Origin of the sequence: Flexivirga meconopsidis (assembly GCF_026162425.1) — a bacterium.
In the GTDB taxonomy this organism is placed as follows: Bacteria; Actinomycetota; Actinomycetes; order Actinomycetales; family Dermatophilaceae; genus Flexivirga; species Flexivirga meconopsidis.
Window position 1 is genome coordinate 361,788 of record NZ_JAOBQJ010000004.1, and the last position, 24,188, is coordinate 385,975.

Annotated in this window: 23 protein-coding genes; 7 read left to right on the plus strand and 16 right to left on the minus strand. The window is 68.7% G+C overall.

Annotated features, from left to right (window positions below):
- Positions 1–21: 21 nt before the first annotated feature.
- On the minus strand, positions 22–1,890 hold the full coding sequence (locus tag N2M23_RS15265; RefSeq protein ID WP_265446620.1) for an ABC transporter ATP-binding protein: 1,869 nt from the start codon (positions 1,888–1,890) through the stop codon (positions 22–24).
- Between the two features lie 35 nt (positions 1,891–1,925).
- Complete coding sequence (locus N2M23_RS15270) at positions 1,926–3,092, minus strand: MFS transporter (RefSeq protein WP_265446622.1); 1,167 nt, start codon at positions 3,090–3,092, stop codon at positions 1,926–1,928.
- Positions 3,093–3,202: 110 nt separating this feature from the next.
- Between N2M23_RS15270 and N2M23_RS15275 the strand changes: the two genes are divergently transcribed.
- Positions 3,203–3,784, plus strand: coding sequence for a CGNR zinc finger domain-containing protein (locus tag N2M23_RS15275; RefSeq protein WP_265446623.1), 582 nt, complete (start codon positions 3,203–3,205; stop codon positions 3,782–3,784).
- Between the two features lie 40 nt (positions 3,785–3,824).
- Here the strand turns inward: N2M23_RS15275 and N2M23_RS15280 are convergent, their stop codons facing one another.
- Positions 3,825–5,423: an ABC-F family ATP-binding cassette domain-containing protein gene (locus tag N2M23_RS15280; protein ID WP_265446624.1), complete on the minus strand. Its 1,599-nt coding sequence runs from the start codon at positions 5,421–5,423 to the stop codon at positions 3,825–3,827.
- Positions 5,424–5,603: 180 nt separating this feature from the next.
- Here N2M23_RS15280 and ypfJ point away from each other — a divergent pair, with 180 nt between their 5' ends.
- Both ypfJ and N2M23_RS15290 read left to right on the plus strand, forming a co-directional pair.
- Positions 5,604–6,593 (plus strand): KPN_02809 family neutral zinc metallopeptidase, encoded by a 990-nt coding sequence (gene ypfJ / locus N2M23_RS15285; protein ID WP_265446625.1) that lies wholly within the window; start codon positions 5,604–5,606, stop codon positions 6,591–6,593.
- A gap of 129 nt (positions 6,594–6,722) precedes the next feature.
- Positions 6,723–7,295, plus strand: coding sequence for an AMIN-like domain-containing (lipo)protein (locus N2M23_RS15290; RefSeq protein ID WP_265446626.1), 573 nt, complete (start codon positions 6,723–6,725; stop codon positions 7,293–7,295).
- A gap of 212 nt (positions 7,296–7,507) precedes the next feature.
- Here N2M23_RS15290 and N2M23_RS15295 read toward each other — a convergent pair whose 3' ends face one another.
- The 9 genes from N2M23_RS15295 to N2M23_RS15335 all read right to left on the minus strand — a co-directional run bounded on the left by N2M23_RS15295 (position 7,508) and on the right by N2M23_RS15335 (position 15,326).
- Positions 7,508–7,834 carry a metal-sulfur cluster assembly factor gene (locus N2M23_RS15295; protein WP_171158087.1) on the minus strand — a complete coding sequence of 109 codons (327 nt, stop codon included), beginning with the start codon at positions 7,832–7,834 and terminating at the stop codon, positions 7,508–7,510.
- A gap of 2 nt (positions 7,835–7,836) precedes the next feature.
- Positions 7,837–8,310 carry a Fe-S cluster assembly sulfur transfer protein SufU gene (gene sufU, locus N2M23_RS15300; protein WP_265446627.1) on the minus strand — a complete coding sequence of 158 codons (474 nt, stop codon included), beginning with the start codon at positions 8,308–8,310 and terminating at the stop codon, positions 7,837–7,839.
- A 1-nt stretch (position 8,311) separates the two neighbouring features.
- A complete protein-coding gene (locus N2M23_RS15305) occupies positions 8,312–9,601 on the minus strand; it encodes an aminotransferase class V-fold PLP-dependent enzyme (RefSeq protein ID WP_265446628.1) in 1,290 nt (429 codons plus the stop codon).
- Positions 9,602–9,606: 5 nt separating this feature from the next.
- Positions 9,607–10,371 carry a Fe-S cluster assembly ATPase SufC gene (gene sufC, locus N2M23_RS15310; RefSeq protein ID WP_265446629.1) on the minus strand — a complete coding sequence of 255 codons (765 nt, stop codon included), beginning with the start codon at positions 10,369–10,371 and terminating at the stop codon, positions 9,607–9,609.
- A gap of 20 nt (positions 10,372–10,391) precedes the next feature.
- On the minus strand, positions 10,392–10,745 hold the full coding sequence (locus N2M23_RS15315) for a non-heme iron oxygenase ferredoxin subunit (protein WP_265446630.1): 354 nt from the start codon (positions 10,743–10,745) through the stop codon (positions 10,392–10,394).
- Complete coding sequence (gene sufD, locus N2M23_RS15320) at positions 10,742–11,935, minus strand: Fe-S cluster assembly protein SufD (protein WP_265446631.1); 1,194 nt, start codon at positions 11,933–11,935, stop codon at positions 10,742–10,744. Before sufD ends, N2M23_RS15315 begins: the two co-directional genes overlap by 4 nt.
- 43 nt (positions 11,936–11,978) lie before the next feature.
- Complete coding sequence (gene sufB / locus N2M23_RS15325; protein ID WP_265446632.1) at positions 11,979–13,397, minus strand: Fe-S cluster assembly protein SufB; 1,419 nt, start codon at positions 13,395–13,397, stop codon at positions 11,979–11,981.
- A complete protein-coding gene (locus tag N2M23_RS15330) occupies positions 13,394–14,086 on the minus strand; it encodes a helix-turn-helix transcriptional regulator (protein WP_265446633.1) in 693 nt (230 codons plus the stop codon). The genes sufB and N2M23_RS15330 overlap by 4 nt, the downstream gene beginning before the upstream one ends.
- A gap of 76 nt (positions 14,087–14,162) precedes the next feature.
- Complete coding sequence (locus N2M23_RS15335; protein ID WP_265446634.1) at positions 14,163–15,326, minus strand: glycoside hydrolase family 3 N-terminal domain-containing protein; 1,164 nt, start codon at positions 15,324–15,326, stop codon at positions 14,163–14,165.
- Between the two features lie 213 nt (positions 15,327–15,539).
- On the opposite strand from N2M23_RS15335, the gene N2M23_RS15340 reads away from it, so the two are divergent.
- The 3 genes from N2M23_RS15340 to N2M23_RS15350 are packed head-to-tail and all read left to right on the plus strand — an operon-like array spanning position 15,540 to position 17,946.
- On the plus strand, positions 15,540–16,190 hold the full coding sequence (locus tag N2M23_RS15340) for an ABC transporter ATP-binding protein (protein ID WP_265446987.1): 651 nt from the start codon (positions 15,540–15,542) through the stop codon (positions 16,188–16,190).
- The gene (locus N2M23_RS15345) at positions 16,187–16,930 is read left to right on the plus strand and encodes an ABC transporter permease (protein WP_265446635.1); all 744 of its coding nucleotides are present in this window, start codon (positions 16,187–16,189) and stop codon (positions 16,928–16,930) included. Before N2M23_RS15340 ends, N2M23_RS15345 begins: the two co-directional genes overlap by 4 nt.
- On the plus strand, positions 16,915–17,946 hold the full coding sequence (locus N2M23_RS15350; protein WP_265446637.1) for a COX15/CtaA family protein: 1,032 nt from the start codon (positions 16,915–16,917) through the stop codon (positions 17,944–17,946). The genes N2M23_RS15345 and N2M23_RS15350 overlap by 16 nt, the downstream gene beginning before the upstream one ends.
- On the opposite strand, the gene N2M23_RS15355 is transcribed toward N2M23_RS15350, so the two are convergent.
- The 4 genes from N2M23_RS15355 to N2M23_RS15370 all read right to left on the minus strand — a co-directional run bounded on the left by N2M23_RS15355 (position 17,916) and on the right by N2M23_RS15370 (position 21,808).
- Positions 17,916–18,434: a NifU family protein gene (locus tag N2M23_RS15355; RefSeq protein ID WP_265446638.1), complete on the minus strand. Its 519-nt coding sequence runs from the start codon at positions 18,432–18,434 to the stop codon at positions 17,916–17,918. The two genes, N2M23_RS15350 and N2M23_RS15355, sit on opposite strands and share 31 nt — an antisense overlap.
- 53 nt (positions 18,435–18,487) lie before the next feature.
- Positions 18,488–20,425 carry a ferrous iron transporter B gene (gene feoB, locus N2M23_RS15360; RefSeq protein WP_265446639.1) on the minus strand — a complete coding sequence of 646 codons (1,938 nt, stop codon included), beginning with the start codon at positions 20,423–20,425 and terminating at the stop codon, positions 18,488–18,490.
- The gene (locus N2M23_RS15365) at positions 20,425–20,733 is read right to left on the minus strand and encodes a FeoA family protein (protein WP_265446640.1); all 309 of its coding nucleotides are present in this window, start codon (positions 20,731–20,733) and stop codon (positions 20,425–20,427) included. Before N2M23_RS15365 ends, feoB begins: the two co-directional genes overlap by 1 nt.
- Positions 20,734–20,842: 109 nt before the next feature.
- Entirely contained in the window at positions 20,843–21,808 is a 966-nt protein-coding gene (locus N2M23_RS15370; protein ID WP_425270248.1) for a heme o synthase, read from the minus strand.
- A gap of 197 nt (positions 21,809–22,005) precedes the next feature.
- Here N2M23_RS15370 and tkt point away from each other — a divergent pair, with 197 nt between their 5' ends.
- Complete coding sequence (tkt, locus tag N2M23_RS15375; protein ID WP_265446641.1) at positions 22,006–24,165, plus strand: transketolase; 2,160 nt, start codon at positions 22,006–22,008, stop codon at positions 24,163–24,165.
- Positions 24,166–24,188 lie beyond the last annotated feature (23 nt).

The following is a 24,188-nucleotide window of genomic DNA, read 5'->3' on the forward strand; positions in this document are numbered from 1 at the left end:
CAAGGTAACGGCCCGTCGCGATCAGCTGCCGACCGGCTCGTCCCGGAACTGCGTGCGGTAGAGGTCGGCGTAAAGCCCGCCGCTCGCGAGGAGCTCCTCGTGCGTGCCGCGCTGCACGATCCGGCCGCGGTCGACGACCAGGATCTGGTCGGCATCGCGCACGGTCGACAGACGGTGCGCGATGACGATCGACGTCCGACCGGCCAGGGCGCCGTCCAGAGCGCGTTGTACGGCGACCTCGGACTCGCTGTCGAGGTGTGCGGTCGCCTCGTCGAGTACGACGACGGAGGGCGCCTTGAGCAGCAAGCGGGCGATAGCCAGCCGCTGCTTCTCACCGCCGGACAGCCGATGGCCGCGGTCGCCGACCATGGTGTCGAGTCCGTGCGGCAGCCGCTGGACGAGTTCGAAGATGTGCGCGTCGCGCAGCGCCTGCTCGAGTTGCGCCTCGGTCGCGTCCGGGGCGGCATACAGCAGGTTGGCGCGGATGGTGTCGTGGAAGAGGTGCGCCTCCTGGGTGACCACGCCGATCCGGTCGCGCACCGAGTCGAGGGTGGCTTCGCGCAGGTCGGTGCCGCCGACGCGGACCGTGCCGCTGCTCGGGTCGTAGAGCCGGGAGACCAGGCCGATCGTGGTCGTCTTGCCCGCTCCCGACGGGCCGACGAGCGCGATCAGCTGACCCGGCTGCGCCTCGAACGACACGTCGTGCAGGACGGCCTGACCGTCGCCCTTGTCGGCGGTCAGCACGGTCTGCAGTGAGTCGATCGACACCTGGTCGGCGGTCGGGTAGGCGAACGTGACGTCGTCGAAGCTGATGCCGAGCGGTCCCGCCGGCAGCGGCCGGGCGTCCGGCGCCTGCGCGACGAGCGGCTGCAGGTCGAGGATCTCGAAGACCCGCTCGAAGCTGACCAGCGCGGTCATCACGTCGACCCGCACGCTGGACAGTTGGGTGAGCGGTGCGTAGAGCCGTCCGAGCAGGGCGGCCAGCGCAAGCAGGGTGCCGACAGTCAGCGCGCCGTGCACCGCCATGACGCCACCGATGCCGTAAACGATGGCCGTCGCCAGCGACGCGAGCAGGGTCAGACCGACCAGGAAGATCGCCCGTTGCACGGCGATGCTGATGCCGAAATCCCTTACCTTCGCTGCGCGTTCGGCGTATTCGCGGTCTTCTTGAGCGGGACGGCCGAACAGCTTCACCAGCAGCGCACCCGCGACGTTGAAGCGCTCCGTCATACGGGCGCCGAGGTCGGCATTCTCGACCATCTGGCCGCGGCTGAGGCCGGCGATCCGCCGGCCGAGGATGCGCGTCGGGATGACGAAGATCGGCACCAGCACCAGTGCGGCGAGGGTGATCGGCCAGGACAGCGCGAGCATGGCGACGATGATGACCAGCACGCTGACCAGGTTGGAAACGACATTCGACATCACCGAGGTGAACGCCTGCTGCGCGCCGATCACGTCCGAGTTGAGCCGGGTGACCAGCGCGCCGGTCTGCGCCCGGGTGAAGAACGCGATCGGCTGGCGCAACACGTGCCCGAAGACCTGACGTCGCAGGTCGTAGATCAGCCCCTCACCGATGGTCGCGGACAGCCAGCGTTCGACGATGCCGAGGCCGGCGTCGAGCACGGCCACCACGCCCGCCAGGACCGCGAGCCAGACGACCAGCCGGGTGTCCTTGTCGGCAACGCCCCGGTCGACGATCTCCTTGAGGATCAACGGGGTTGCGATCACCAGCAGCGCGTCGAAGACCACCAGCGCCAGGAAGACCCCGATCGGCTTGCGGTAGGGGCGGGCGTAGCGCAGCACCCGTTTGGTGGTGCCGGGCTTGAGTTTCGCTGACGCCTCGGACTCCTGGCTGAGTGACCGCAGCATCTGCCAGCCCTGCATGCTCATCGCGCGGTGGTGCTCCTTGTCGTGATCGGGCCCATTCAGGCGTCAGCACCAACAACGCTCCCGGCGTTTGTATGCCGGAGGTCGCGCACCACCCGCGTCACCCGAGGCTGGACGCCGGCGAGTGCGAGGCTCACCACAGCCGCGCCGAACCAGAGGACTCGCCCGTCGTGCCATGGCAGGGTGACACCGATGACCAGCGGCGCGACGGTGGTGGCGATGCCCCAGCTGAGCCCGAAGATGGCCAGGTAACGGCCCGATCCGCCGGCTGGGGCGAGCGCCGACACGGTCGCGTAAAGGTGACCCATCAGCAAAACGTCGGCCACTGCGGAGACCGCCGCAGCGATGAAGAAGAGCGCCGGCTGCTGTGCGAACCCCAGCAGGACCAGTGCGCCGGCGAGGAGCAAATAGCCGAGCACCAACGCGCGGACTCCGTTGTCGGCGCTAAGTTTCGGGCGCCTCAGAAGCGGTTGCGCGAGCACTGCCGCAACGGCAGCGACGACCGTGCTGGCACCGATCACCCAGAGCCCCGCCTGGCGCGAAGCGATCGTGAGCGGCTGGCCGAAGATCGCGGTCATGTAGACGGTGGTGAACACCGAGCCCACCAGTGACACGATCATGAGCCGCCGGTCTCGGCAGGGCGCCACCCGGACCGTCACATCGGCAGGCCGCCGGGCACCGGGCGGCAGGAACATCCGCACCACGAGCGCGCACGCGACACAAGTCACCGCGTCGATTGCGAACAGCACGCGCAGGTCCCAGCCGGCGACGAGCGCCGCCATACCACCGGCAAGGACGGCCGCGACCGTCATCGAGACGAAGAGCAGCCCGAACAACGCCGGCCGGGTGCGCTCGTCGCTGACGTCGGCGATCATGCCCTGCGTCGCCGGTTCGATGAGTTCGTAGGCCAGCCCAAGGCCGATCGCACCCACCGCTGCCACCGCAACGTTCGGCGCAGCTACCAGCACCACCTGCGCCACGGCGCAGCCGGTCAGACCGAGCAGGATCGTCGGGCGGGCACCGATCCGATCCAGCAGCCATCCACCGGCCAGTCGGGACGGGATGGTCGCCAGGCCGAAGGCGGCGACGACGAGGCCGGCGGTGCACACGGAGGCATGCAACGACTCGGTGAGCAGGACGGCGAGAAACGCCATCGAGAAGCCGCCGATCCGGTTGATCATCCGGGCGACGAGCAGAGCGCGCACTGGTCTTGGCAGGACACGCCACGTCGCGAGGATTTTTGGCGAGTAACTGTCGTTTACACTCTCACCAGTCACGGAAAGTGACGCTACTCAGCCTGGAGGTGACTGGTCAAGTGCGATTCGACAGTCATGTCGAACGCTTGCTGACGGTCGGCGTTCGGTTGACCAATGCGCTCACGCCCGGTCTCGACGGCGGCCACGAGGTGGCACTCCCTTCAGGTCGTGCCCTGCCGGACGCGGTCGCGGCGGCGCTGACCTTCGAGCGGCGTCCCACCGTCTCGACGAAGGACGCCGAGATCCTGCTCGAGGTCGTGCCCAGGGTGCGCGCGGTGTTCGACGCGGCAGCCGCGGGTGATGAGGCGGGGGCCGCTCGCCATACCAACGCCCTGCTGGTATCCACCGGCGCCCGACCCCAGCTGAACGAGAGCGCGGACGGCACCTGGCACCTGCACTTCCACGGCCCCAACGACCGCTTCGGTCCAGGTTGGGCGGCCGGCCTCGCAGCCGGACTCACGATGGCCCTGGGCGTCGACGAGATCGGTCGATTGGGCGTGTGCGCCGCCGATCGATGCGACCGGGTGTATGTCGACACCTCCCGCAACAGTGGCCGGCAGTTCTGCTCCACTCGATGCCAGAACCGGGTGAAAGCGGCGGCCCACCGCGCTCGCCGGGCAGCGGCGGCCGGTCGCGAGTAGCCGGGGCGACGTAGCACTCGGCTCGCGCGCCGCTCGGCGCTCAGGCGAGCTCGACCAGGTCGGCGTAGTCCGGACCCCAGAGGTCCTCGACGCCGTCGGGCAGCAGCAGCACCCGCTCCGGCTCGAGCGCGTCGACCGCGCCGGCGTCGTGGGTGACCAGCACGACGGCACCCTCGAAGCCGCGCAGTGCGGCCAGGATCTCCTCGCGCGACGCCGGGTCGAGGTTGTTGGTCGGCTCGTCGAGCAGCAGCACATTGGCCGCGGAAACCACCAGCAGCGCAAGGGAAAGCCGGGTCTTCTCACCGCCGGACAGCACCCGCGCGGGCTTGTCGACGTCGTCCCCGCTGAAGAGGAACGACCCCAGCACCTTGCGGGTGTCGGTCTCCCCCAGGTCCGGCGCCGCGGACTTCATGTTGTCCAGCACGGACCGGTCCAGGTCGAGGTTCTCGTGCTCCTGGGCGTAGTAGCCGAGCTTCAGCCCATGACCGGGTATGACGGCGCCGGTGTCCGGGTCGTCGATCCCGGCCAGGATGCGCAGCAGGGTCGTCTTGCCGGCGCCATTGAGGCCGAGCACGACCACCTTGGAGCCTCGGTCGATCGCCAGGTCCACGTCGGTAAAGATCTCCAGCGACCCGTAGGACCGCGACAGCCCCTCGGCGGTCAGCGGCGTCTTGCCCGAAGCAGCGGGCGTCGGGAAACGCAACTTGGCCACCCGGTCTTGCTGGCGGCCGCCCTCCGCGCCGTCGAGCATGCGCTCGGCGCGCCGGATCATGTTCTGCGCGGCGGTGGCCTTGGTCGCCTTGTAGCGCATCTTCTCTGCCTGGGCGAGCAGCGCCGATGCCTTCTTCTCGGCGTTCTGCCGCTCCCGGCGGCGGCGTCGCTCGTCGGTCTCCCGCTGCTGCAGGTAGGCCTTCCAGCCGACGTTGTAGAGGTCGAGCTCGCCGCGGTTGGCGTCCAGGTGGAACACCCGTGTGACGACCGTGTCCAGCATCTCCACGTCGTGGCTGATGATGATCAGCCCACCGGAGTAGGTCTTGAGGTAATCGCGCAGCCAGACGATCGAGTCGGCGTCCAGGTGGTTGGTCGGCTCGTCGAGCAGCAGGGTCTCGGCGCCGGAGAAGAGGATGCGGGCCAGTTCGACCCGGCGGCGCTGTCCGCCGGAGAGGGTCTGCAGCGGCTGGTCGAGGATGCGCGCCGGCAGACCCAGCGAGGACGCGAGCGACGCGGCCTCGGACTCTGCGGCATATCCGCCCTTGCCGAGGAACTCCGCGTCCAGCCGGGCATAGCGGCGCATCGCGCGCTCCCGGCGCTCGTCGTCCTCGTCGGCCATCGCGGTCTCGGCGGCCCGCAGGTCGCGGATCACGACGTCGAGGCCACGGGCGGACAGGATGCGGTCGCGCGCGATCATCGACAGGTCACCGGTGCGCGGGTCCTGCGGCAGATAACCGACCTCACCGCTCGCGGTCACCGTGCCGGCGGCGGGCTGCCCCTCGCCGGCAAGCACCTTGGTGAGCGTGGTCTTGCCCGCGCCGTTCCGGCCGACCAGTCCGACGCGATCCCCGGGCGCGACCCGGAAGGTGGCGTTGTCCAGCAGGATTCGCGATCCCGCACGCAGCTCGATCCCCTGTGCGGTGATCACTACCTTCAATCCTTCCCGACGACATCCCGGCACGCTCCGGGCATGCAGCGGCGCCCGCCGCTCTCGTCATACGACACGCGGATCAGGCGCCTCCAGCTCTCGACTCGCTAGTCTACGCGCGATAGGTGTGGTGCCACGACCGGTTATCCGCGCCATGGCCGCTGACGGAAGGAACCTCGCGTGACGTTCAACGACAACGCCGATATCAGTGGCGGCAACGTCGGTAGTGGCGGCAGTGGCGGAGGCGGAGGTGGTGGCCTCGGTGGCGGAATGATGCCGGGCGGGATCGCGGTCGGCGGCATCGGCGGCGTCATCCTGATGATCCTGATGGTGCTGTTCGGCGGCAACATCACCGGCGACCCCAACTCCGGGACCGGTGGCGCCGGCGGCGCCGGGCAGATCAACTCCGACCCGAACAACCCCTACGGTGGCAACCAGATCGATCCCGGCAACGACTCGATCCAGCAGCAGCTCGACCAGTGCACCACCGGCAAGCAGGCCAACGACAACGACACCTGCCTGATCAAGGCGACCGTCGCCAGCGTCGAGGGCTTCTGGAAGGTCTACCTGCCCACCGCGACCCAGCAGCAGTACTCCCCCGCCAAAACCATCGTCTACTCCGGCTCGACCTCCTCCGGCTGCGGTCAGGCGAGCAGCGCGATGGGTCCGTTCTACTGCCCGGTCGACAAGCAGGTGTATGTCGATGCCGGCTTCTTCCAGGAGTTGCAGAGCCAGTACGGCTCGGACGGCGGCCAGCTCGCCAAGGAGTACGTGCTGGCGCACGAATACGGCCACCACGTCCAGGACATCCTCGGCCTGCTCGGTCGCGCTCAGCAGGACCCACAGGGTGAGCAGTCCGGCTCGGTGCGCACCGAGTTGCAGGCTGACTGCCTCGGCGGCGTCTGGGCGGCGTACGCCGATGGCTCCAAGAAGGACAAGGTCAAGATCGACCCGCTGCTGAAGCCCCTGACCTCCAAGGACATCGACTCCGCGCTGTCGGCGGCCGCCGCGGTCGGCGACGACCGGATCCAGCAGAAGGCACAGGGCCGGGTGACGCCGGAGACCTGGACGCACGGTTCGTCGGCGGCCCGCCAGAAGTGGTTCAAGACCGGTTACGACTCCGGGGACATCAACCAGTGCAACACCTTCGACGTGGCAAACGTCGAGTAGCCGAAGTCCGCCCGTCGTGGCCGACCTGGAAGTAGACTGAGCGGCACATCACAGTTGCCTGACCGTCGCGTCCACCAGGGGGCTGGTTCGACGAGGCGCGGCGGCGGGCCCTACGGAGGGGGATCCGTCATGTCACACGCCATCCAACGCCGCCCGCGTCTGCGCGCGGCCGCCGTCAGCGCCGTCCTTGCCGCAGGAGCGCTGGTGCCGCTGAGCACCGCCGGTCCGGCGGACGCCGCGCCATACTGCGGCATCACGTGGGGTTCGGGCGCCAAAACGGCCAGTCCGATGTCGACCGACACAGTGCGCAACGTCCGGGCCGGGCGGCAGGCCTGCTTCGACCGGCTGGTCGTCGACCTCTCCGGTTACGACCGCAGCGTCGGCTACTCGGTCCGCTACGTCAGCGCGGTCACCGGGACCCCCGGCACACCCGTCCCGCTCGCCGGTGCTGCGGACCTGCAGATCAACCTGTGGGCGCCGGCATACGACGGCAGCGGGCGGGCAACCTATCGACCGGCCGATCCGATGCATGCGGTCAATGTCTCCGGCTACCAGACGTTCCGGCAGGTGGCGTATGTCGATTCGTTCGAGGGCGAGACCACCCTCGGGCTCGGCGTCCGGGCTCGACTGCCGATGCGTGCGTTCGTGATCCAGGACGCGGCAGGCCAGCGGCTGGTGATCGACGTCGCGCATCGCTGGTGACCGGCTGCGTCATACCGGACTGACTTGTCACGTCCGGGCTCACTCGTCACGTCCAAGCTCACTCGTCACGTCCGGGCTCACTTGTCACGTACAAAGGGGACTTGTCACGTGCTAGAACACGTGACAAGTCCCCTTCTGACGTGACCAGTCCCTCGTGACGGGACAAGTCCGCCTGACGTGGACGAGTGGCCGGTCCGGGCGACCGCCCGCTCTTAGATGTTGAAGCCGAGCGCCCGCAGCTGCTCGCGGCCGTCGTCGGTGATCTTGTCCGGACCCCACGGCGGCATCCAGACCCAGTTGATGCGATGCGATTCGACCAGGCCCTCGAGCGCGGCGGCGGTCTGGTCCTCGATGACGTCGGTCAGCGGGCACGCCGCCGAGGTCAGGGTCATGTCGAGCACCGCGTGGTTGTCGGTGTCGACGGTGATGCCGTAGACCAGTCCGAGGTCGACGACGTTGATGCCGAGCTCGGGGTCGACCACGTCGCGCATTGCTTCCTCGACGTCCGCCACGTTCGGCGGGGTGGACACGTCAGTCATCTCTACACTCCAGACTTCGTTGCGGATGCGTCGGCGATGTCGACGCCGGCGCGGGCCAGCGCATCGGTGTATGCCGTCCACGGCAGCAGGGCACACTTGACTCGCGCCGGGTATTTCGACACTCCGGCGAACGCCACGGCGTCGCCGATGATTTCCTCGTCGCCGGGATCCTCGCCCTTCGAGGTCAGCATCGAGCGGATCGCGTCGAAGGTGTGCAGACTCTCGGCGACCGTATGACCGATGACCTCCTCGGCGAGCACCGATGCCGACGCGATGGAGATCGAGCAGCCGACCGCGTCGTAGGACACGTCCTCGACGCGAGCATCCGGGCCGTCCCCGGCAAGGTGCACCCGCAGGGTCACCTCGTCACCACAGGTGGTGTTGACGTGATGCGTCTGCGCGTCATACGGCTCGCGCAGGCCGGCGTGCTGCGGCCGCTTGGAGTGGTCGAGGATCAACTCCTGGTAGAGATCCATCTCAGACCGCCACCCCGAAGATGCTCGGCACCCGGTCGAGCGCGTCCAGGAACGCCTGCACCTCGTCGGCGGTGGTGTAGGGGCCGAAGCTCGCGCGAGTGCTCGCCGGCACCCTGAGCGCGCGGTGCAGCGGCCACGCGCAGTGGTGCCCGGTGCGGACGGCGACTCCGGAGTCGTCCAGCACCTGGCCGACGTCGTGCGGATGCACACCGTCGACCACGAAAGCCACACTGCCAGTGCGCTTTTCGGCGTCCAACGGACCGAGCACCCGGATCCACGGGCGGGCCGCCAGACCGTCGAGCACCGCCTGGGTGATCTCCCGGTCGTGCGCCGCGACGGCATCCATACCGACCTGCGACAGGTAGTCGCACGCGGCGGCCAGGCCGACCGCCTGGGACTGGTTGGGGATGCCCGCCTCGAACCGCTGCGGCGGAGCCGCGTAGGTCGAGTGGTCCATCAGCACCGTCTCGATCATCGACCCGCCGCCGAGGAACGGCGGCATCGCGGCGAGCAGCTCGGCCCGGCCGACCAGCACGCCCACGCCATACGGCCCGAGCATCTTGTGCGCGCTGAAGGCCATGAAGTCGACGCCGAGCTCGTCGAAGTCGACGGGCAGGTGCGGCACCGACTGGCACGCGTCGAGCACGGTGATCGCACCGACCGAGCGCGCCTTGTCGGCCAGCTCGCGGACCGGGTTGATCGTGCCTACGACATTCGAAACATGAGCGAATGCAAGCACTTTGGTGCGCTCGGTGACGACCTCGTCGAGGTTGCCCAGGTCGAGCTCTCCCCCGTCGGTCACGTCGAGCCACCGCAGCGACGCACCCGTGCGCCGCGCGAGCTCCTGCCACGGGACCAGATTGGCGTGGTGCTCCATCTGGGTCACCACGATCTGGTCACCGGGGCCGATCCGGAACCGGTCGGTCGCGGGTGTCTCGGGTATGCCGAGATCGCCGCCTGCCGAGGCGTTGCTGAACGCGTAGGCGACCAGGTTGATCGCCTCCGTCGCGCTCTTGGTGAAGATCACCTCGTCGGGACGGGCACCGACGAAGTCGGCGACGGTGACCCGGGCACCCTCGAACGCGTCGGTGGCCTCTTCGGCGAGCTGGTGCGCGCCGCGGTGCACTGCGGCGTTGTGCTGCTCGTAGAAGTCACGCTCGGCGTCGAGCACCTGGGTCGGCTTCTGCGACGTGGCCCCCGAGTCGAGGTAGACCAGCGGGCGGCCGTCGCGCACCGTCCGCGACAGGATCGGGAAGTCCTGCCGCAACGTTTCGACGTCCAGGTCGGGCATTCGGATCAGGCCTTTGCCTTTGCCGGGAGGAAGCGGTCGTATCCCTCGGCCTCGAGCCGCTCGGCGAGCTCCGGGCCGCCCTCCTCGGCGACCTTGCCGTCGACGAAGACGTGCACGAAGTCAGGCTTGATGTAGCGCAGGATGCGCGTGTAGTGGGTGATCAACAGCACGCCGGCGTCGGTCTCGTCCTTGGCGCGGTTGACACCCTCGGAGACCACGCGCAACGCGTCGACGTCGAGGCCGGAGTCGGTCTCGTCGAGGATGGCGATCTTCGGCTTCAGCAGCTCCAACTGCAGGATCTCGTGGCGCTTCTTCTCGCCACCGGAGAAGCCCTCGTTGACGCCTCGCTCGGCGAAGCCCTCGTCCATGCGCAGATCGTTCATCGACTGCTTGACGTCCTTGACCCAGGTGCGCAGCTTCGGCGCCTCGCCATCGACGGCGGTCTTGGCGGTGCGCAGGAAGTTCGACACGGTCACGCCGGGCACCTCGACCGGGTACTGCATCGCGAGGAACAGCCCGGCCCGGGCGCGCTCGTCGACACTCATCGACAGCACGTCCTCACCGTCGAGCGTGACGGTGCCGGAAGTCACGGTGTACTTCGGGTGGCCAGCGATGCTGTAGGCCAGCGTCGACTTGCCGGAGCCGTTGGGGCCCATGATCGCGTGAGTCTCCCCCGACTTCACCGTCAGGTTGACGCCCTTGAGGATCTCCTTGCTGCCCTGCTCGGTGTCCACCGAAACGTGCAGGTCGCGAATCTCCAGCGTTGACATATCTTTTGGCACTCTCTTCTTCAGCTTGCGGGGACGGAGACGGAGACGTAGACGTCGCCGTCCTGGACGATGACGGGATAGACAGCGATCGGCTGGGTGGCGGGCAGCCCGGTCGGATCGCCGGTGTTGAGGTCGAAGCGGGAGCCGTGCAGCCAGCACTCGATCGTGCAGCCCTCGACGTCACCCTCGGACAGCGAGACCTGGCCGTGACTGCAGATGTCGTTGACCGCGTGCACGACACCCTGGTCGTCGCGCACCATCGCCACCGGCACCCCGTTGATCTCGGCCAGTGCTGCGGTCTCGACCGGCAGCTCCTCGACCGCGCACACGCGAACGAAGTCTTCGGTCAGCTGGACGGACTCCTCGGCACTCATGCGTTCGCTCGCGCCTCCGGGCTTGCGGCGAGCTCCTCGTCGATCGCCGCCATCAGCGGGTCGACGACCTCGGGCACGCCGATCTTGTTGATCACGTCGGCGAAGAAGCCGCGCACGACCAGCCGCCGGGCCTGCACCTCAGGGATGCCACGCGCTTGCAGGTAGAACAACTGCTCGTCGTCGAATCGGCCGGTCGAGCTGGCGTGGCCGGCACCGGCGATCTCGCCGGTCTCGATCTCCAGGTTGGGCACCGAGTCGGCGCGGGCGCCGTCGGTGAGGACCAGGTTGCGGTTGAGCTCGTAGGTCTCGATGCCTTCGGCCTCGGCCCGGATGAGGACGTCGCCGACCCACACCGAGTGGGCCGAATCCCCTTGCAGCGCACCCTTGTAGGTCACCAAGGAGGTGCACTGCGGCGCGTTGTGGTCGACGAACGTACGGTGCTCCAGGTGCTGACCGGCGTCGGCGAAGTAGACCCCGAGCAAGGTGGCCTCGCCACCGGGCCCGGCGTACTTGACGTTGGAGTTCAGTCGCACGATCGCACCGCCGAGGGTGACGGCGATGTGCCGGTAGGTCGCGTCGCGACCGACCTGCGCCTCGTGCTGCGCCAGGTGATGGGCGTCGTCGTCCCACTGCTGCAGGCTCACCACGGTGAGGTTCGCGCCGTCGCCGACGACGATCTCGACGTTGGCGGTGTGCTCGCCGGACCCGGTGTGCTCGATGATCACCAGACCCTTGGCGTGGGTGCCGGCCTCGATCACCACGTGCCCGGTCGAACGCTTCCCGGCGGCGCCATGCACGGCGACCCGGATCGGCGCGTCGTACTCGGTGTCGGCCGCGAGCTTCAGGTGCAGCGCCTTGCTGCTCTGTGCGCTCGCCACCACCGACGCCCGGTCGCCGGGCACCAGCACGGTGCCGCGCGGGGCCTCCCCGACGGCCAGCGGCTTGCCGACCACCGACGGGTCGGAGACCTCGACGGTCAGCGCGTCGGAGTCACCGGGCTCGTCGGCCAGCACCGCGGTCAGGCGGTCGACCGGCGTGAACCGCCAGTCCTCCTCGCGGCCGTGCGGCACCGGGAAGTCCGCCACCTCGAAGGAGGTGCGGCGCTCGGCGCGCGACTGCTCGGGCACGAGCCCGACCTGTGCGGCCGGGTCGGTGTGCGTCTGCGGACCAGACGTCAACAGCGAGTTCAACTTTGTCCTTCCGATAAGAGCTGTATGGCGAACTTCGTGGGGATTAGCCCACGGCACCTTCCATCTGCAGCTCGATGAGGCGGTTGAGTTCGAGGGCGTACTCCATCGGCAGCTCCCGGGCGATCGGCTCGACGAAGCCGCGCACGATCATCGCCATGGCCTCCTCCTCGGACAGACCGCGGGACATCAGATAGAACATCTGGTCCTCGCTGACCTTGGAAACCGTTGCCTCGTGGCCCATTTGGACGTCGTCCTCGCGAACGTCGACATAGGGGTAGGTGTCCGAGCGGCTGATCTGATCGACCAGCAGCGCGTCACACACGACGGAGCTCTTGGAGTGTTCGGCGCCCTCGAGCACCTGCACCAGACCGCGGTATGACGTGCGGCCGCCCCCACGGGCCACCGACTTGGAGACGATGGTGGAACTGGTGTTGGGCGCCGCGTGCACCATCTTGGCGCCGGCGTCCTGGTGCTGGCCCTCGCCGGCGAACGCGATCGAGAGGGTCTCGCCCTTGGCGTGCTCGCCGAGCAGGAAGACCGCCGGGTACTTCATCGTCACCTTGGAGCCGATGTTGCCGTCGATCCACTCCATGGTCGCGCCCTCGTCGCAGGTCGCGCGCTTGGTGACCAGGTTGTAGACGTTGTTCGACCAGTTCTGGATGGTTGTGTAGCGCACCCGGGCGCCCTTCTTGACCACGATCTCGACGACCGCCGAGTGCAGCGAGTCCGACTTGTAGATCGGCGCGGTGCAGCCCTCCACGTAGTGCACGTAGGAGTCCTCGTCGGCGATGATCAGGGTGCGCTCGAACTGGCCCATGTTCTCGGTGTTGATCCGGAAGTAGGCCTGCAGCGGGATGTCGACGTGCACGCCCTTCGGCACGTAGATGAACGAGCCGCCGGACCACACCGCGGTGTTGAGCGCGGCGAACTTGTTGTCGCCGGCCGGGATCACCGAGCCGAAGTACTCCTTGAAGAGCTCCTCGTGCTCACGCAGGCCGGTGTCGGTGTCGACGAAGATGACGCCCTTCTCCTCCAGGTCCTCGCGGATCTGGTGGTAGACGACCTCGGACTCGTACTGCGCGGCGACGCCGGCGACCAGGCGCTGCTTCTCTGCCTCCGGGATGCCGAGTTTGTCGTAGGTGGCCTTGATGTCCTCGGGCAGGTCCTCCCAGCTGGCGGCCTGCTTCTCGGTGGACTTCACGAAGTACTTGATGTTCTGGAAGTCGATGCCGGTCAGGTCCGAGCCCCACGACGGCATGGGCTTCTTGTCGAAGAGGTTCAGCGCCTTCAGCCGGCGCTTGGTCATCCACTCCGGCTCGTTCTTGCGCTGCGAGATGTCCTGGACCACCTCGGGGCCCAGACCGCGCTTGGCGCTGGCACCGGCGACGTCACTGTCGGCCCAGCCGTACTCGTAGCGGCCGATGTCCTTCAGTCCTGGGTTGAGCTCTTCGATGGTGCTCATCGCGAATCCCTTTCAGTCGCTTGGGCATTGGGCGTCGGAACGAATGTGGTGCACACGTGGTCGCCGTGCGCGAGCGAGGCAAGCCGTTGGACGTGCACGCCGAGGGTGGCCGAGAAGACCTTGGCTTCTTCCTCGCAGAACTGCGGAAACTCGGCGGCGACGTGCTGCACGGGACAGTGCCCCTGACACAGTTGAACGCCCGCCAGCGGGGTGCCATTCCCCACCGGACGGGTCGATGCGGCATACCCCTGCTCGGTCAGCGCCTCGGCGAGGGCCGCCGTGCGTTCGTCGATATCGGAACCGGCTGCGTCCACCGCGGGACGGACCTTGCCGGCGAGCGTCTCGGCCCGCTTGCGCGCGAACTCGTGCACCGCCGCGCCGCCGGCGTGGTCGCGCATGAAGCGCAGCACGTCGGTCGCGAGAGTGTCGTAGTCGCCACGCAGTTGCGCGTGGCCGGTGTCGGACAACACGTACGCGCGGGCCGGGCGCCCCCGCTTGCGTTCGCCGTTGCCACTTTGGTCCCGCTCCTCGACCAGCGAGTCGTGCGACAGGCAGTCCAGATGACGGCGTACCGCTGCTGGGGTGAGGCCGAGCGACTCTCCGAGCTCAGCCGCCGTGATCGGGCCGCGCTCGGAGATCGTGCGCAGCACGCGATCACGCGTGCCGACGTCGCCGGCGGGGATAAACACAACATCAGTGTGACGTAATTCCCCGACGGCGATCCAGCCAGGCTTACCTAACTTGGGCGATGCGCCCGAAAGCGGCTCAGCAGGTAGGCATCAACCCGAAGCGCTGCTTCATCGCCAGCACCCGCTGCGCCGCGGCGGTCACCTTGGCGCGGAAGCCGCCGTCGGTGCGTGCCTTGGCCAGAGCGGCGTCATACATCGGCGCGACCGCTGCGGGGTTCACCGACAGGATCAGGTCGACACCGTTGTTGATCGAGACAGTGCCACGGGCGGCGTACGACCACCGGGTCGCGGACTTGGCGTTGCCGAAGTCGTCGGTCATGATCACGCCCTGAAAACCGAGCGACCGCAGCCAGCTCATCACCGGCCCGGAGAAGACCGCCTGCCTGCTGCTGTCGATCTTGTTGTAGAACGCAGACGACATCATGATCGTCGGCACCCCGGCGTTGATGAGCTGTTTGAACGGGGTGACGTAGCCGGAGGTCTTGGAGATCGAGTTGTCGACCACCGTGGCGGTGGTGTCGGTGTTGGCCGAAACCAGCCCGAGACCGGGGAAATGCTTGCCGGTCACCGCGACGTGACCCTGGAACTCCTGGCCGTTGAGGATGTCGACGACGGCCCGCCCGACCCGGTCGGTGTTGTAGCCGTACTCGCGGTCGTAATAGCCGATCGGCGGGTTGTAACGGCCCTGCGGAACCGTGTCGGCGACCGGCGCGAGGTTCATGTTCACCCCGGCTGCCCGCAGTTGGCCGCCCCATCGGGCGGCGCTGCTGCGCAGCGTCGCGGACGGCCAGGTGCCCTGCGTCAGTGCTGTCGGCATCCTGTCGATCCCGCTGCCCTGCAGCACCTGGACATAACCGCCCTCCTGGTCGGTGGCGACCAGCAACGGCACCGATGAGGTGCTGGCGGAGTTGACCTTCGCCTTGAACGCCGCGACCGTCCTCGCCGGCACCGCGGTGCCACCGGTGCTCCGCCCGGTCAACATGATGTTGCCGATATGCCTGCTGGTGATCAGGCCCAGTGCCGTGGCGTTGGCGCCGGTCGCCGGCGTGCCGACCATGAACATCTGCCCGACCTGCTGCTCGAGACTCATCCGGGCCAGGACCTGGCTCGGGGTGCACGCGGCGGAGGCCACGCTCGGCACACCCTGCGCGGTCGGTGGCGCGGCGGTCGCCGCGCTGCCGAGTGCTGCCGACCCGAGCGCGACGGTGGTGACTGCTGCGAACTTGCCAAGAACCTGCATGACGGACTTCCCCTCAATCCGGTACAGCGCCCCTGATGTGAGCCCTGACACCAGTATGGACGCCTTACCCCGGGCACGGGTTGTCCCGCGTGGGCCTTGCGCAAACCGTCAACCGGGCACGACCTACAATTTCCCGTTGTGACCGCTCCCGTTCCGCCTGTCGTCGTCGACGGCGTGACGCACCATTACGGCAGCCGGCGAGCACTCGACGCAATGTCGTGGGCGGCTCCCGAAGCGGCGATCACCTGCGTGCTCGGCCCGAACGGTGCCGGCAAGACCACAGTCATGGAGATGGCCGAAGGGCTGCGCCGCCCCGACTCAGGAGTGGTGCGCGTGCTCGGCACCGACCCGTGGCGAGCCGACGCGGACCATCGCCGCCGGGTCGGCGTGATGCTGCAGGACGGCGGCCTCCCGGGCTCGGTCAAACCGCTGCGTCTCCTGGAGCACATCGCGGCCCTCTACGGAACGCCCGGCGAATTGCCTTCTCTGGTGGACCAATTGGGCATCGACGACTTCCGTCATACATCATTGCGAAGACTGTCGGGCGGGCAACGGCAGCGGGTGGCGCTCGCTGCTGCACTGGTCGGCCGGCCCGAGGTCGTCTTCCTCGACGAACCGAGCGCGGGGCTCGACCCGCACGCCCGTCTGGACGTCTGGGACCTGGTGCGCTCGACCCGGGACCGCGGGTGTTGCGTGGTCGTCACCACCCACTCCTTCGACGAGGCGCAGCGCCTGGCCGACCGGGTGATCATCGTCGCGTCCGGGGCCGTCGTAGCCGACGGGACGGTGGCGGAGGTCGGCGGCGCCACCGGCCTCGAAGACAGCTATTTCGCCCTCACCCGCGCTCCGAAGGCCAGCAGATGAGTTCCCCCGCCGTGCGCGTCCGATCCCAGGCGGCGTTCGAAACCCGCACCTTGCTCGGCAACGGCGAGCAACTGCTCGTCTCGCTGATCTTGCCGGCCATGGCGCTGATCGGCCTGGCCGTCAGCAGCACGCCAGACCTCGGTCCCGGCCGCCGCATCGACATCGTCGTACCCAGCGTGCTCGCGCTGGCGGTCGTTTCCACCGCCTTCACCGGGCAGGCGATCGCCACCGGCTTCGATCGACGGTATGGCGTGCTGCGCCTGCTTGGAGTGACTCCCCTCGGCCGCTCCGGGCTCCTTGCCGGCAAGGCGCTGGCGGTGCTGGTGGTCGTCGTGCTCCAGACGATCCTGCTCAGCGTGCTCGGCGCCCTCTTCGGCTGGCAACCGAACCTCGGCGGCATCCTGGTCGGGGCGCTGCTCATGCTGCTCGGCACCTGGACCTGGGTGGCCATCGCGCTCCTGCTCGCCGGGGTCCTGCGGGCAGAGGCAGTGCTCGCGGTCGCCAACCTGTTGTGGGTGATCTTCGCCGCTGCCGGCGGGCTGCTCTACCCCACGGCGAAGCTGCCCGGCATGGTCGGGGACGTGGTGCGGCTGCTGCCGTCCGGCGCGCTCGGCGACGGTCTGCGGGACGCGCTGACCGGCCATGAGGGGTCGCTGCTGCTGCCGATCCTGGTCCTGCTTCTCTGGGGACTGGCCGCTACTGCCCTGACCGCCACATTCTTCCGATGGGACGACAAGTAATGCCCGACGCCCCCGCCCCTACCCGCGGCATCCTGCCGCCGGTGCAGCGTTCGACCGGGCTCGCGCTCTGGTTGCGCCGACTGTTCTGGCTCAACCTCTTCGTCGAGGTGCTGATCGTCGCCACTGGTGGGCTGGTCCGCCTGACCGCGAGCGGCCTCGGCTGCCCCGACTGGCCGCAGTGTGTGCCCGGTTCGCTCACGCCGACCAAGCAGCAGGAACAGTCGTGGCACAAGTACATCGAGTTCGGCAACCGCTCCCTGACGAGCGTGGTGAGCATCGTCGCGTTGGCACTGCTGATCGCGGTCATCGTCGACCAACGCAAGGGCTCCCGCCGGCGCGGCCTGTGGCCGCCGGTCGTCGGCATCCTGCTCGGCATCGCCGTCCAGGCGGTGGTCGGCGGCATCTCGGTGCGCACCGGCCTGAACCCGGCCATCGTTGCCACTCATTTCCTTGCCTCGATGGTGCTCGTCTCGGCCTCAGCCTGGCTGGTATGGCGAGCTCGCGAAGGCGACGGCACCCCGAATCCGTTGGTGCCGCGTGAGATTCGCTGGTTGTCGATCGTGACGAGTGCGGTGCTGCTCGTCGTGCTCTTCCTCGGCACCATGGTCACCGGTTCCGGGCCGCACTCCGGCGACGACGCGGAGAACCCGGCCCGCCTGTCCTTCGACGTGCGCACGGTCGCATGGCTGCACGCCGACACTGTCATGCTGCTCACCGGCCTGGTGGTCGCGATGCTGATCGCGACCCTGCTGGTGGCGCGTCACACCCGTGCGCCGCGGGCGTGGGGTGCGGTCCTCGGCGTGATCGTGCTGCAGGGGGTCGTCGGCTACACCCAGTATTTCCTCGAGGTGCCGGCCGGGCTGGTCGAGATCCACATGATCCTGGCGTGCCTGCTGGTCATCGCCACCACCTGGGCGGTGCTGAGCCTGCGCGAGCGGCCGGTCGAGCTGGCCGCCCCGATGGACGAAGCAGAAGAGGCCGGCGATCAGCGTCGGCGCAGCGTCAGCCACCGCTGACGCCGGGACGCCTCGAGCTGGGCGGCGACCACTTGGATCTCGCCCGGGTGGCGCTCGCGAATGGCGGCAGCAATGCGATGCTGCAAGGTGAAACCCGCCGCAGGGCAGTGCGAACAGGTGCCGGCGAATCCGATCTCGACCCGGCCACCGCGCGCCGACTCGAGCCACACCTGGCCGCCGTGCGAGCGCACGTAGTCACCGGCCGGGCCGGCGATCACCTCCCGCGCGGCGGCCTCCAGCCTGGCATCGTCGCTCCATTGATCGGCCGAATCCGCTTCCCAATGCTGCGGATCGGTGAGAGCTTCGCGCAGCGTCGAGCGGACGGACGCCCCCGTCGTACGCCAGTCGTGACCGGCGCCGAGACGTACCACCACGGCGTCGCTCTCACAGCACAGTGACTCGACGGTACCGTTCTCGACCAGTGCCTCCAGCGGCGGCGCCGCGTGCCGCACCGGGCCGACGAACGGCGTCACGTCGGCGCCGGTCACCCAGCGCACCGACCTGGGATCGGCAGCGATCGGCTCCGGGTGCAGTGCGACCATCAGGCGACCGCCGAGACGACCGAGTGCACGACGAACGCCATCGTCCAGGCAAGGGCGAACATGTAGCCGAACGCGATCGCCGGCCACCTCCACGTGCCGGTCTCGCGTCGCATCACGCCGATCGTCGACATGCACTGCAGCGCGAAGAGGAAGAAGGTCAGCAGAGCGGCCGTGGTGGGAGCGTCGAAGAGCTTGCGCTCTCCCCCGTGCCCGTCCGGGGTCTGCATCTGCTGCAGGGCGGTCGTGGGCGAGTCGGGGTTGTCGGCGGCCGCGACCTGACCGAGCGTCGCCACGAAGACCTCGCGCGCCGAGAGTGACGCCAGCACACCGACATTGATCCGCCAGTCGAAACCGAGCGGCTCGAAAACCGGCTCGACGGCGCGGCCGGCGTCCGCGGCGAAACTGTGGTCCAGCACGTATGACGAGGTGGCCGTCGTGTCGTCGGGGTTGATCCCCGCCGCGCGGAAGTCGCTGGTCCCGCGTGCGGGCAGATTGAGCAGCAACCAGAGCACGATGGTCACGACCAGGATGATGCGACCGACCTTGCTCAGGAAGCCCTTCGCGGCGTCCCACACGGCGACCGCGACCGAGCGTGCGCGCGGCAGCCGGTAGCTCGGCATCTCCATGTAGAACGGCAGCACCGGCCCGTGCCGGCCGGTGAACTTCTTGAACAGCCACGCCGTGCCCATCGCGGCCAGCGCGCCACCCAGGTAGAGACAGAACATCACCAGGCCCTGCGCACCGACCGGGCCGAACCGGGTGGACGGGTCGACGAGCAGCCCGACGAGCAGGACGTAGACCGTCAGCCGCGCCGAGCAGGTCATGAGCGGTGCGGCCATCATGGTGGCGATCCGGTCGCGCGCCGACGGGAGAGAGCGGGTCGCCATGATGCCCGGTATGGCGCAGGCGAGCGCCGACAGCAAGGCCACGAAGGCACGGCCCTCGAGCCCGGCGCGGGCCATGATCCGGTCCATGAGGAACGCCGCCCGCGAGAGGTATCCGCTGCCCTCGAGCACGGCGATCATCAAGAACAGCAGAACGATCTGCGGCAGGAAGACCAGCACGCTGCCCACGCCGCCGATCAGCGCACTGGACAAGAATCCGCCGAACGGGCCGTGCACGTTGTCGGCGATCACCCCGGCCAGCCAGTCGAAGCCGGCCTGCACCAGGTCCTGTAGTGGTGCTGCGAGGGTGAAGATGACCTGGAAGAAGGCGAACATCGTGACGAAGAACACCGCGGTGCCCCAGACGGGGTGCAGCAGCACCGAGTCGATGCGCGCGGTGCGGCGGTCGGCCTCGGGCAGCCGGTAACCGGCCGTGTCGAGCACCGAGTCGGCCCATTCGCGCAGTTCGGTGCTGTCCACCGGCGGTGGCACGATCGGGGCCTGCCAGGAGTCCGGCCGGGCCAGCTCTTCGCGGAGGACGCCGAGATCGTCTCTCGTGCCGGCGACCACCGGGATGACCCGCACACCGAGCGCCCGCTGCAACGCGGGCACATCCAATTCGCCCTGCCTGCGGGCCAATTCGTCACCGAAGGTGAGCACCACGGCGGTCGGCAGACCCACTTGCAGCACCTGCGCCAGCAGACCGAGCGACCGGCGCAGAGTGGTCGCGTCGAGCAGGACGAGCACGGCGTCCGGGGTGGCGACGGAGAGGTCCTCGCCGTCCAGGACCTGGGTGACGATCTGCTCGTCCGGGCTGATCGCGTCCAGGCTGTAGGTGCCCGGCAGGTCCTCCAGCACGATCTCGCCGTCGGTGGTGCGGACCGACCCTTCGAAGCGGGCGACGGTGACGCCGGGGTAGTTGCCGGTCTTGGCACGCAGCCCGGTCAGTGCGTTGAAGAGGGTGGTCTTGCCGGAGTTGGGGCTGCCGACGAGGGCGACTCGCGTGGTGCCGCTCGCGACCTTGACCGCCGTGCCGCCGTGGTGGTGCGCCATCAGGCGTCGACGCGGATCAGCTTCGCCTGCTCCCGGCGCAGCGCGATCTCGTAGCCGGCCACCCGGAAGACGATCGGGTCACCGAGTGGTGCCTTGCGTATGACGCTGATCGGCGCGCCGGGCGCGAATCCCAGGTCATGCAGCCGGCGGGTGGTCGCGGCGGGTGCCGCAGCGGCGAAACCGGTCACGGCGGCCTCGTCACCGACGCGCAGCCCGGCGAGCGATGTCGCCGAGGTGTCCGCATCGGCCTGGCTGGCTTCCACGGCCGGCAACTGCCGGCCGGCGAGGATCTCGGAGACGAGTGACATGGACGACCTTCGGATGGCTATCTGGAACGTTAGGGAAGGCTACCCTGCGTTCCTGAAAAGTCCACCCTGCCCGGCGGATTCGATGGGCCGCCATCGGTCCCGGAGGTGGTCAGTGCAGCGAGATGTGCAGCAGCGGGTCGACTGCGACCGCGACGAAGACCAGCGTCAGATAGCTGATCGAGTAGTGGAACAACCGCATCGGCTTCAGTACGGCGTATGACGCGCCCGCCCGCGCCTTGGTCAGCAGCACGTGTGCCTCGCGCAGGAACACCGCTCCGGCGATCAGCGCGACCGCGGTGTAGATCACGCCCATGTCGGCGACCGGCACCAGCACCAGCGTGGTCAGCACGGTCACCCAGCTGTAGATGACGACCTGGCGGGCGACGGCGACGTCCTCGGCGACCACCGGCAGCATCGGCACCCCGGCGCTGGCGTAGTCGTCGCGAAAACGCATCGACAGCGGCCAGTAGTGCGGCGGGGTCCAGAAGAAGACGATCAGGAAGAGCACGACCGCCGACCAGCTCAGCGAGTTGGTGACCGCCGACCAGCCGATGAGCGCCGGCATACATCCGGCGACGCCGCCCCACACGATGTTCTGCGAGGTACGACGCTTCAGCAGCAGCGTGTAGAAGCCGACGTAGAGCACGATCGCGGCCAGCGACAGCGCCGCCGACAGCCAGTTGACGAGCAGCCCGAGCCACAGCACGGAGACCACGCCCAGCACCAGGCCGAAAGTCAGACCGGCCCGCGGGCTGATCGCGCCGGTGGCGAGCGGCCGGCCCTCGGTGCGGTGCATCAACCGGTCGATGTCGCGGTCGAGGTAGCAGTTGAGTGCGTTGGCCGAGCCCGCCGACAGCGATCCGCCGACGAGGGTGGCCAGGATCAGCCAGAGTGACGGCACGCCGCGGTCGGCGAGGAACATCACCGGGAACGTCGTGACCAGCAGCAGCTCGATGATGCGGGGCTTGGTGAGCGAGACGTAGTCGCGAATCACCGTGCCAACCGGACGTTTTCCGCGGGTGCCGCGTTCGGCGTCGGCTCGGCCGCCGGCCGGGCGCGGCTCGATCGCGGTCACGTGTCTTCAGTCTCTTTCGTCGCTGCGGTGGTGCAGGTCGTTTCGCCATACGGCGATCGCAAGTCTAGCTCGCGTGAATACCGCCTCTGGGCAGCGGGTATCCGGTCGTTGACCACCCTGCGCGGGTGCCGGCCGCGGGTCTAGGCTCGTGGCGAAAAGTCAACCATCGTCGACTTCCCTCGAAGGAGCAGTCCGTCGTGAGCCAGGACACCTCAGCCACCACCACGGGACGTGACGCGTCCCTGTCCGAGCCGATCGCCACCAATGCCGGCTGGACCCCGACCGACGTGCGCGCGGTCGACACCGTTCGAGTCCTCGCGGCCGACGCGGTGCAGAAGGTCGGCAACGGTCACCCGGGCACCGCGATGAGCCTCGCGCCGCTGGCCTACCTGCTCTACCAGAAGGTCATGCGGATCGACCCGTCCGACCCGACCTGGATCGGCCGCGACCGCTTCGTGCTGTCGGCCGGGCACTCGAGCCTGACGCAGTACATCCAGCTGTTCTTCTCCGGCTACGGCCTGGAGCTGAAGGACCTGGAGTCCCTGCGCACCTGGGGCTCGCTGACGCCGGGCCACCCGGAGTTCGGGCACACCGACGGCGTCGACATCACCACCGGCCCGCTCGGCTCGGGCATCGCCTCCTCGGTCGGTATGGCGATGGCGCAGCGCCGCCAGCGCGGCCTGTTCGACCCGGACGCCGCACCCGGCACCAGCCCGTTCGACCACCGCATCTGGGTGATCGCCTCCGATGGTGACCTGATGGAAGGCGTGTCGGGAGAAGCCGGTTCGCTCGCCGGCCAGCAGCAGCTCGGCAACCTGATCGCGTTCTACGACCAGAACCAGATCTCGATCGAGGACGACACCGACGTGTCGTTCAGCGAGGACGTGGCCAAGCGCTACGAGGCGTACGGCTGGCACGTGCAGACCGTCGACTGGCGCACCGGGGACGCACCCGACAGCAACAGCAAGACCTACACCGAGAACGTCGACGAGCTGCTCGCCGCGATCGAGGCCGCCGAGAAGGTCACCGACAAGCCGTCGCTGATCGCACTGCGCACGATCCTCGCCTGGCCCGCCCCCACCAAGCAGGGCACCGGCAAGGCGCACGGCAGCGCCCTCGGCGACGAAGAGGTCGCGGCGACCAAGAAGCTGCTCGGCTTCGACCCGGAGAAGAACTTCGAGGTGTCCGACGAGGTGCTGCAGCACGTCCGCAAGGTCAAGGACCGCGGCGCGCAGCTGCACAAGGAGTGGCAGGCCGGCTTCGACAAGTGGCGGGAGGGCAACCCGGAGGGTGCCAAGCTGCTCGACCGGCTGCTCGCGCACAAGCTGCCCGACGACTTCGAGGGCGCCTTCCCCACCTGGGAGCCGGACCCGAAGGGCATCGCCACCCGGGCGGCGTCGGGCAAGATCCTGACCGCGCTCGCGCCGGTGCTGCCGGAGCTGTGGGGCGGCTCGGCCGACCTCGCCGAGTCCAACAACACCACGATGGTGGGTGAGCCGAGCTTCCTGCCCGAAGACCGCCAGACCAACGAGTGGAAGGGCGGCCCCTACGGCCGCACCCTGCACTTCGGCATCCGCGAGAACGCCATGGGCATGGCGCTCAACGGCATCGCGCTCGAGGGCCTGACCCGGCCCTACGGCGGCACCTTCCTGGTGTTCTCCGACTACATGCGCCCGGCCGTGCGCCTCGCCGCGATCCAGCAGCTGCCGGTCACCTTCGTGTGGACGCACGACTCGATCGGCCTCGGCGAGGACGGCCCGACCCACCAGCCGATCGAGCACCTGGCGGCGCTGCGCGCCATACCGGGCCTGGCCGTCGTGCGCCCCGCGGACGCCAACGAGACCTCGGTCGCGTGGAAGACGATCCTGGAGCACTTCGACAACCCGTCCGGCCTGATCCTGTCCCGGCAGGCGCTGCCGATCGTGGACCGCAAGGAGTTCGCGTCGGCCGACGGCGTGGCCCGCGGCGCCTATGTGCTGGCCGACACCGACGGCACGCCCGACGTGATCCTGATCGCATCCGGCTCCGAGGTGAGCCTCGCGCTCGCCGGCCGGAAGGCTTTGGCGGACAAGGGTGTTAAGGCTCGTGTGGTGTCCATGCCGTGCCGTGAGTGGTTCGAGCAGCAGGACGACGCCTACCGCGAGGAAGTGCTGCCGGCCGCCGTCAAGGCACGTGTGAGCGTCGAGGCCGCCAGCCCCTTCGGCTGGCGCGACCTGATCGGCGACGCGGGCCGCACGGTGTCGATCGACCACTTCGGTGCCAGCGCAGCCGGCCAGGTGGTGATGGAGAAGTTCGGCTTCACCCCGGAGCACGTGGTCTCCGCAGCCGAGGAGTCCATCCAGGCCGCCACCCGCTGACTTCAATCTCTGCAATCTTCTAG

What these genes read in the sequence shown, in the direction of transcription:
- N2M23_RS15265 (WP_265446620.1), bottom strand. Translation starts at nt 1,890, where the DNA reads ATGAGCATGCAGGGCTGGCAGATGCTGCGGTCACTCAGCCAGGAGTCC.
- N2M23_RS15290 (WP_265446626.1), top strand. Translation starts at nt 6,723, where the DNA reads ATGTCACACGCCATCCAACGCCGCCCGCGTCTGCGCGCGGCCGCCGTC.
- N2M23_RS15295 (WP_171158087.1), bottom strand. Translation starts at nt 7,834, where the DNA reads ATGACTGACGTGTCCACCCCGCCGAACGTGGCGGACGTCGAGGAAGCA.
- sufU (WP_265446627.1), bottom strand. Translation starts at nt 8,310, where the DNA reads ATGGATCTCTACCAGGAGTTGATCCTCGACCACTCCAAGCGGCCGCAG.
- N2M23_RS15305 (WP_265446628.1), bottom strand. Translation starts at nt 9,601, where the DNA reads ATGCCCGACCTGGACGTCGAAACGTTGCGGCAGGACTTCCCGATCCTG.
- sufC (WP_265446629.1), bottom strand. Translation starts at nt 10,371, where the DNA reads ATGTCAACGCTGGAGATTCGCGACCTGCACGTTTCGGTGGACACCGAG.
- N2M23_RS15315 (WP_265446630.1), bottom strand. Translation starts at nt 10,745, where the DNA reads ATGAGTGCCGAGGAGTCCGTCCAGCTGACCGAAGACTTCGTTCGCGTG.
- sufB (WP_265446632.1), bottom strand. Translation starts at nt 13,397, where the DNA reads ATGAGCACCATCGAAGAGCTCAACCCAGGACTGAAGGACATCGGCCGC.
- N2M23_RS15335 (WP_265446634.1), bottom strand. Translation starts at nt 15,326, where the DNA reads ATGCAGGTTCTTGGCAAGTTCGCAGCAGTCACCACCGTCGCGCTCGGG.
- N2M23_RS15340 (WP_265446987.1), top strand. Translation starts at nt 15,540, where the DNA reads ATGTCGTGGGCGGCTCCCGAAGCGGCGATCACCTGCGTGCTCGGCCCG.
- N2M23_RS15345 (WP_265446635.1), top strand. Translation starts at nt 16,187, where the DNA reads ATGAGTTCCCCCGCCGTGCGCGTCCGATCCCAGGCGGCGTTCGAAACC.
- N2M23_RS15350 (WP_265446637.1), top strand. Translation starts at nt 16,915, where the DNA reads ATGGGACGACAAGTAATGCCCGACGCCCCCGCCCCTACCCGCGGCATC.
- feoB (WP_265446639.1), bottom strand. Translation starts at nt 20,425, where the DNA reads ATGGCGCACCACCACGGCGGCACGGCGGTCAAGGTCGCGAGCGGCACC.
- N2M23_RS15365 (WP_265446640.1), bottom strand. Translation starts at nt 20,733, where the DNA reads ATGTCACTCGTCTCCGAGATCCTCGCCGGCCGGCAGTTGCCGGCCGTG.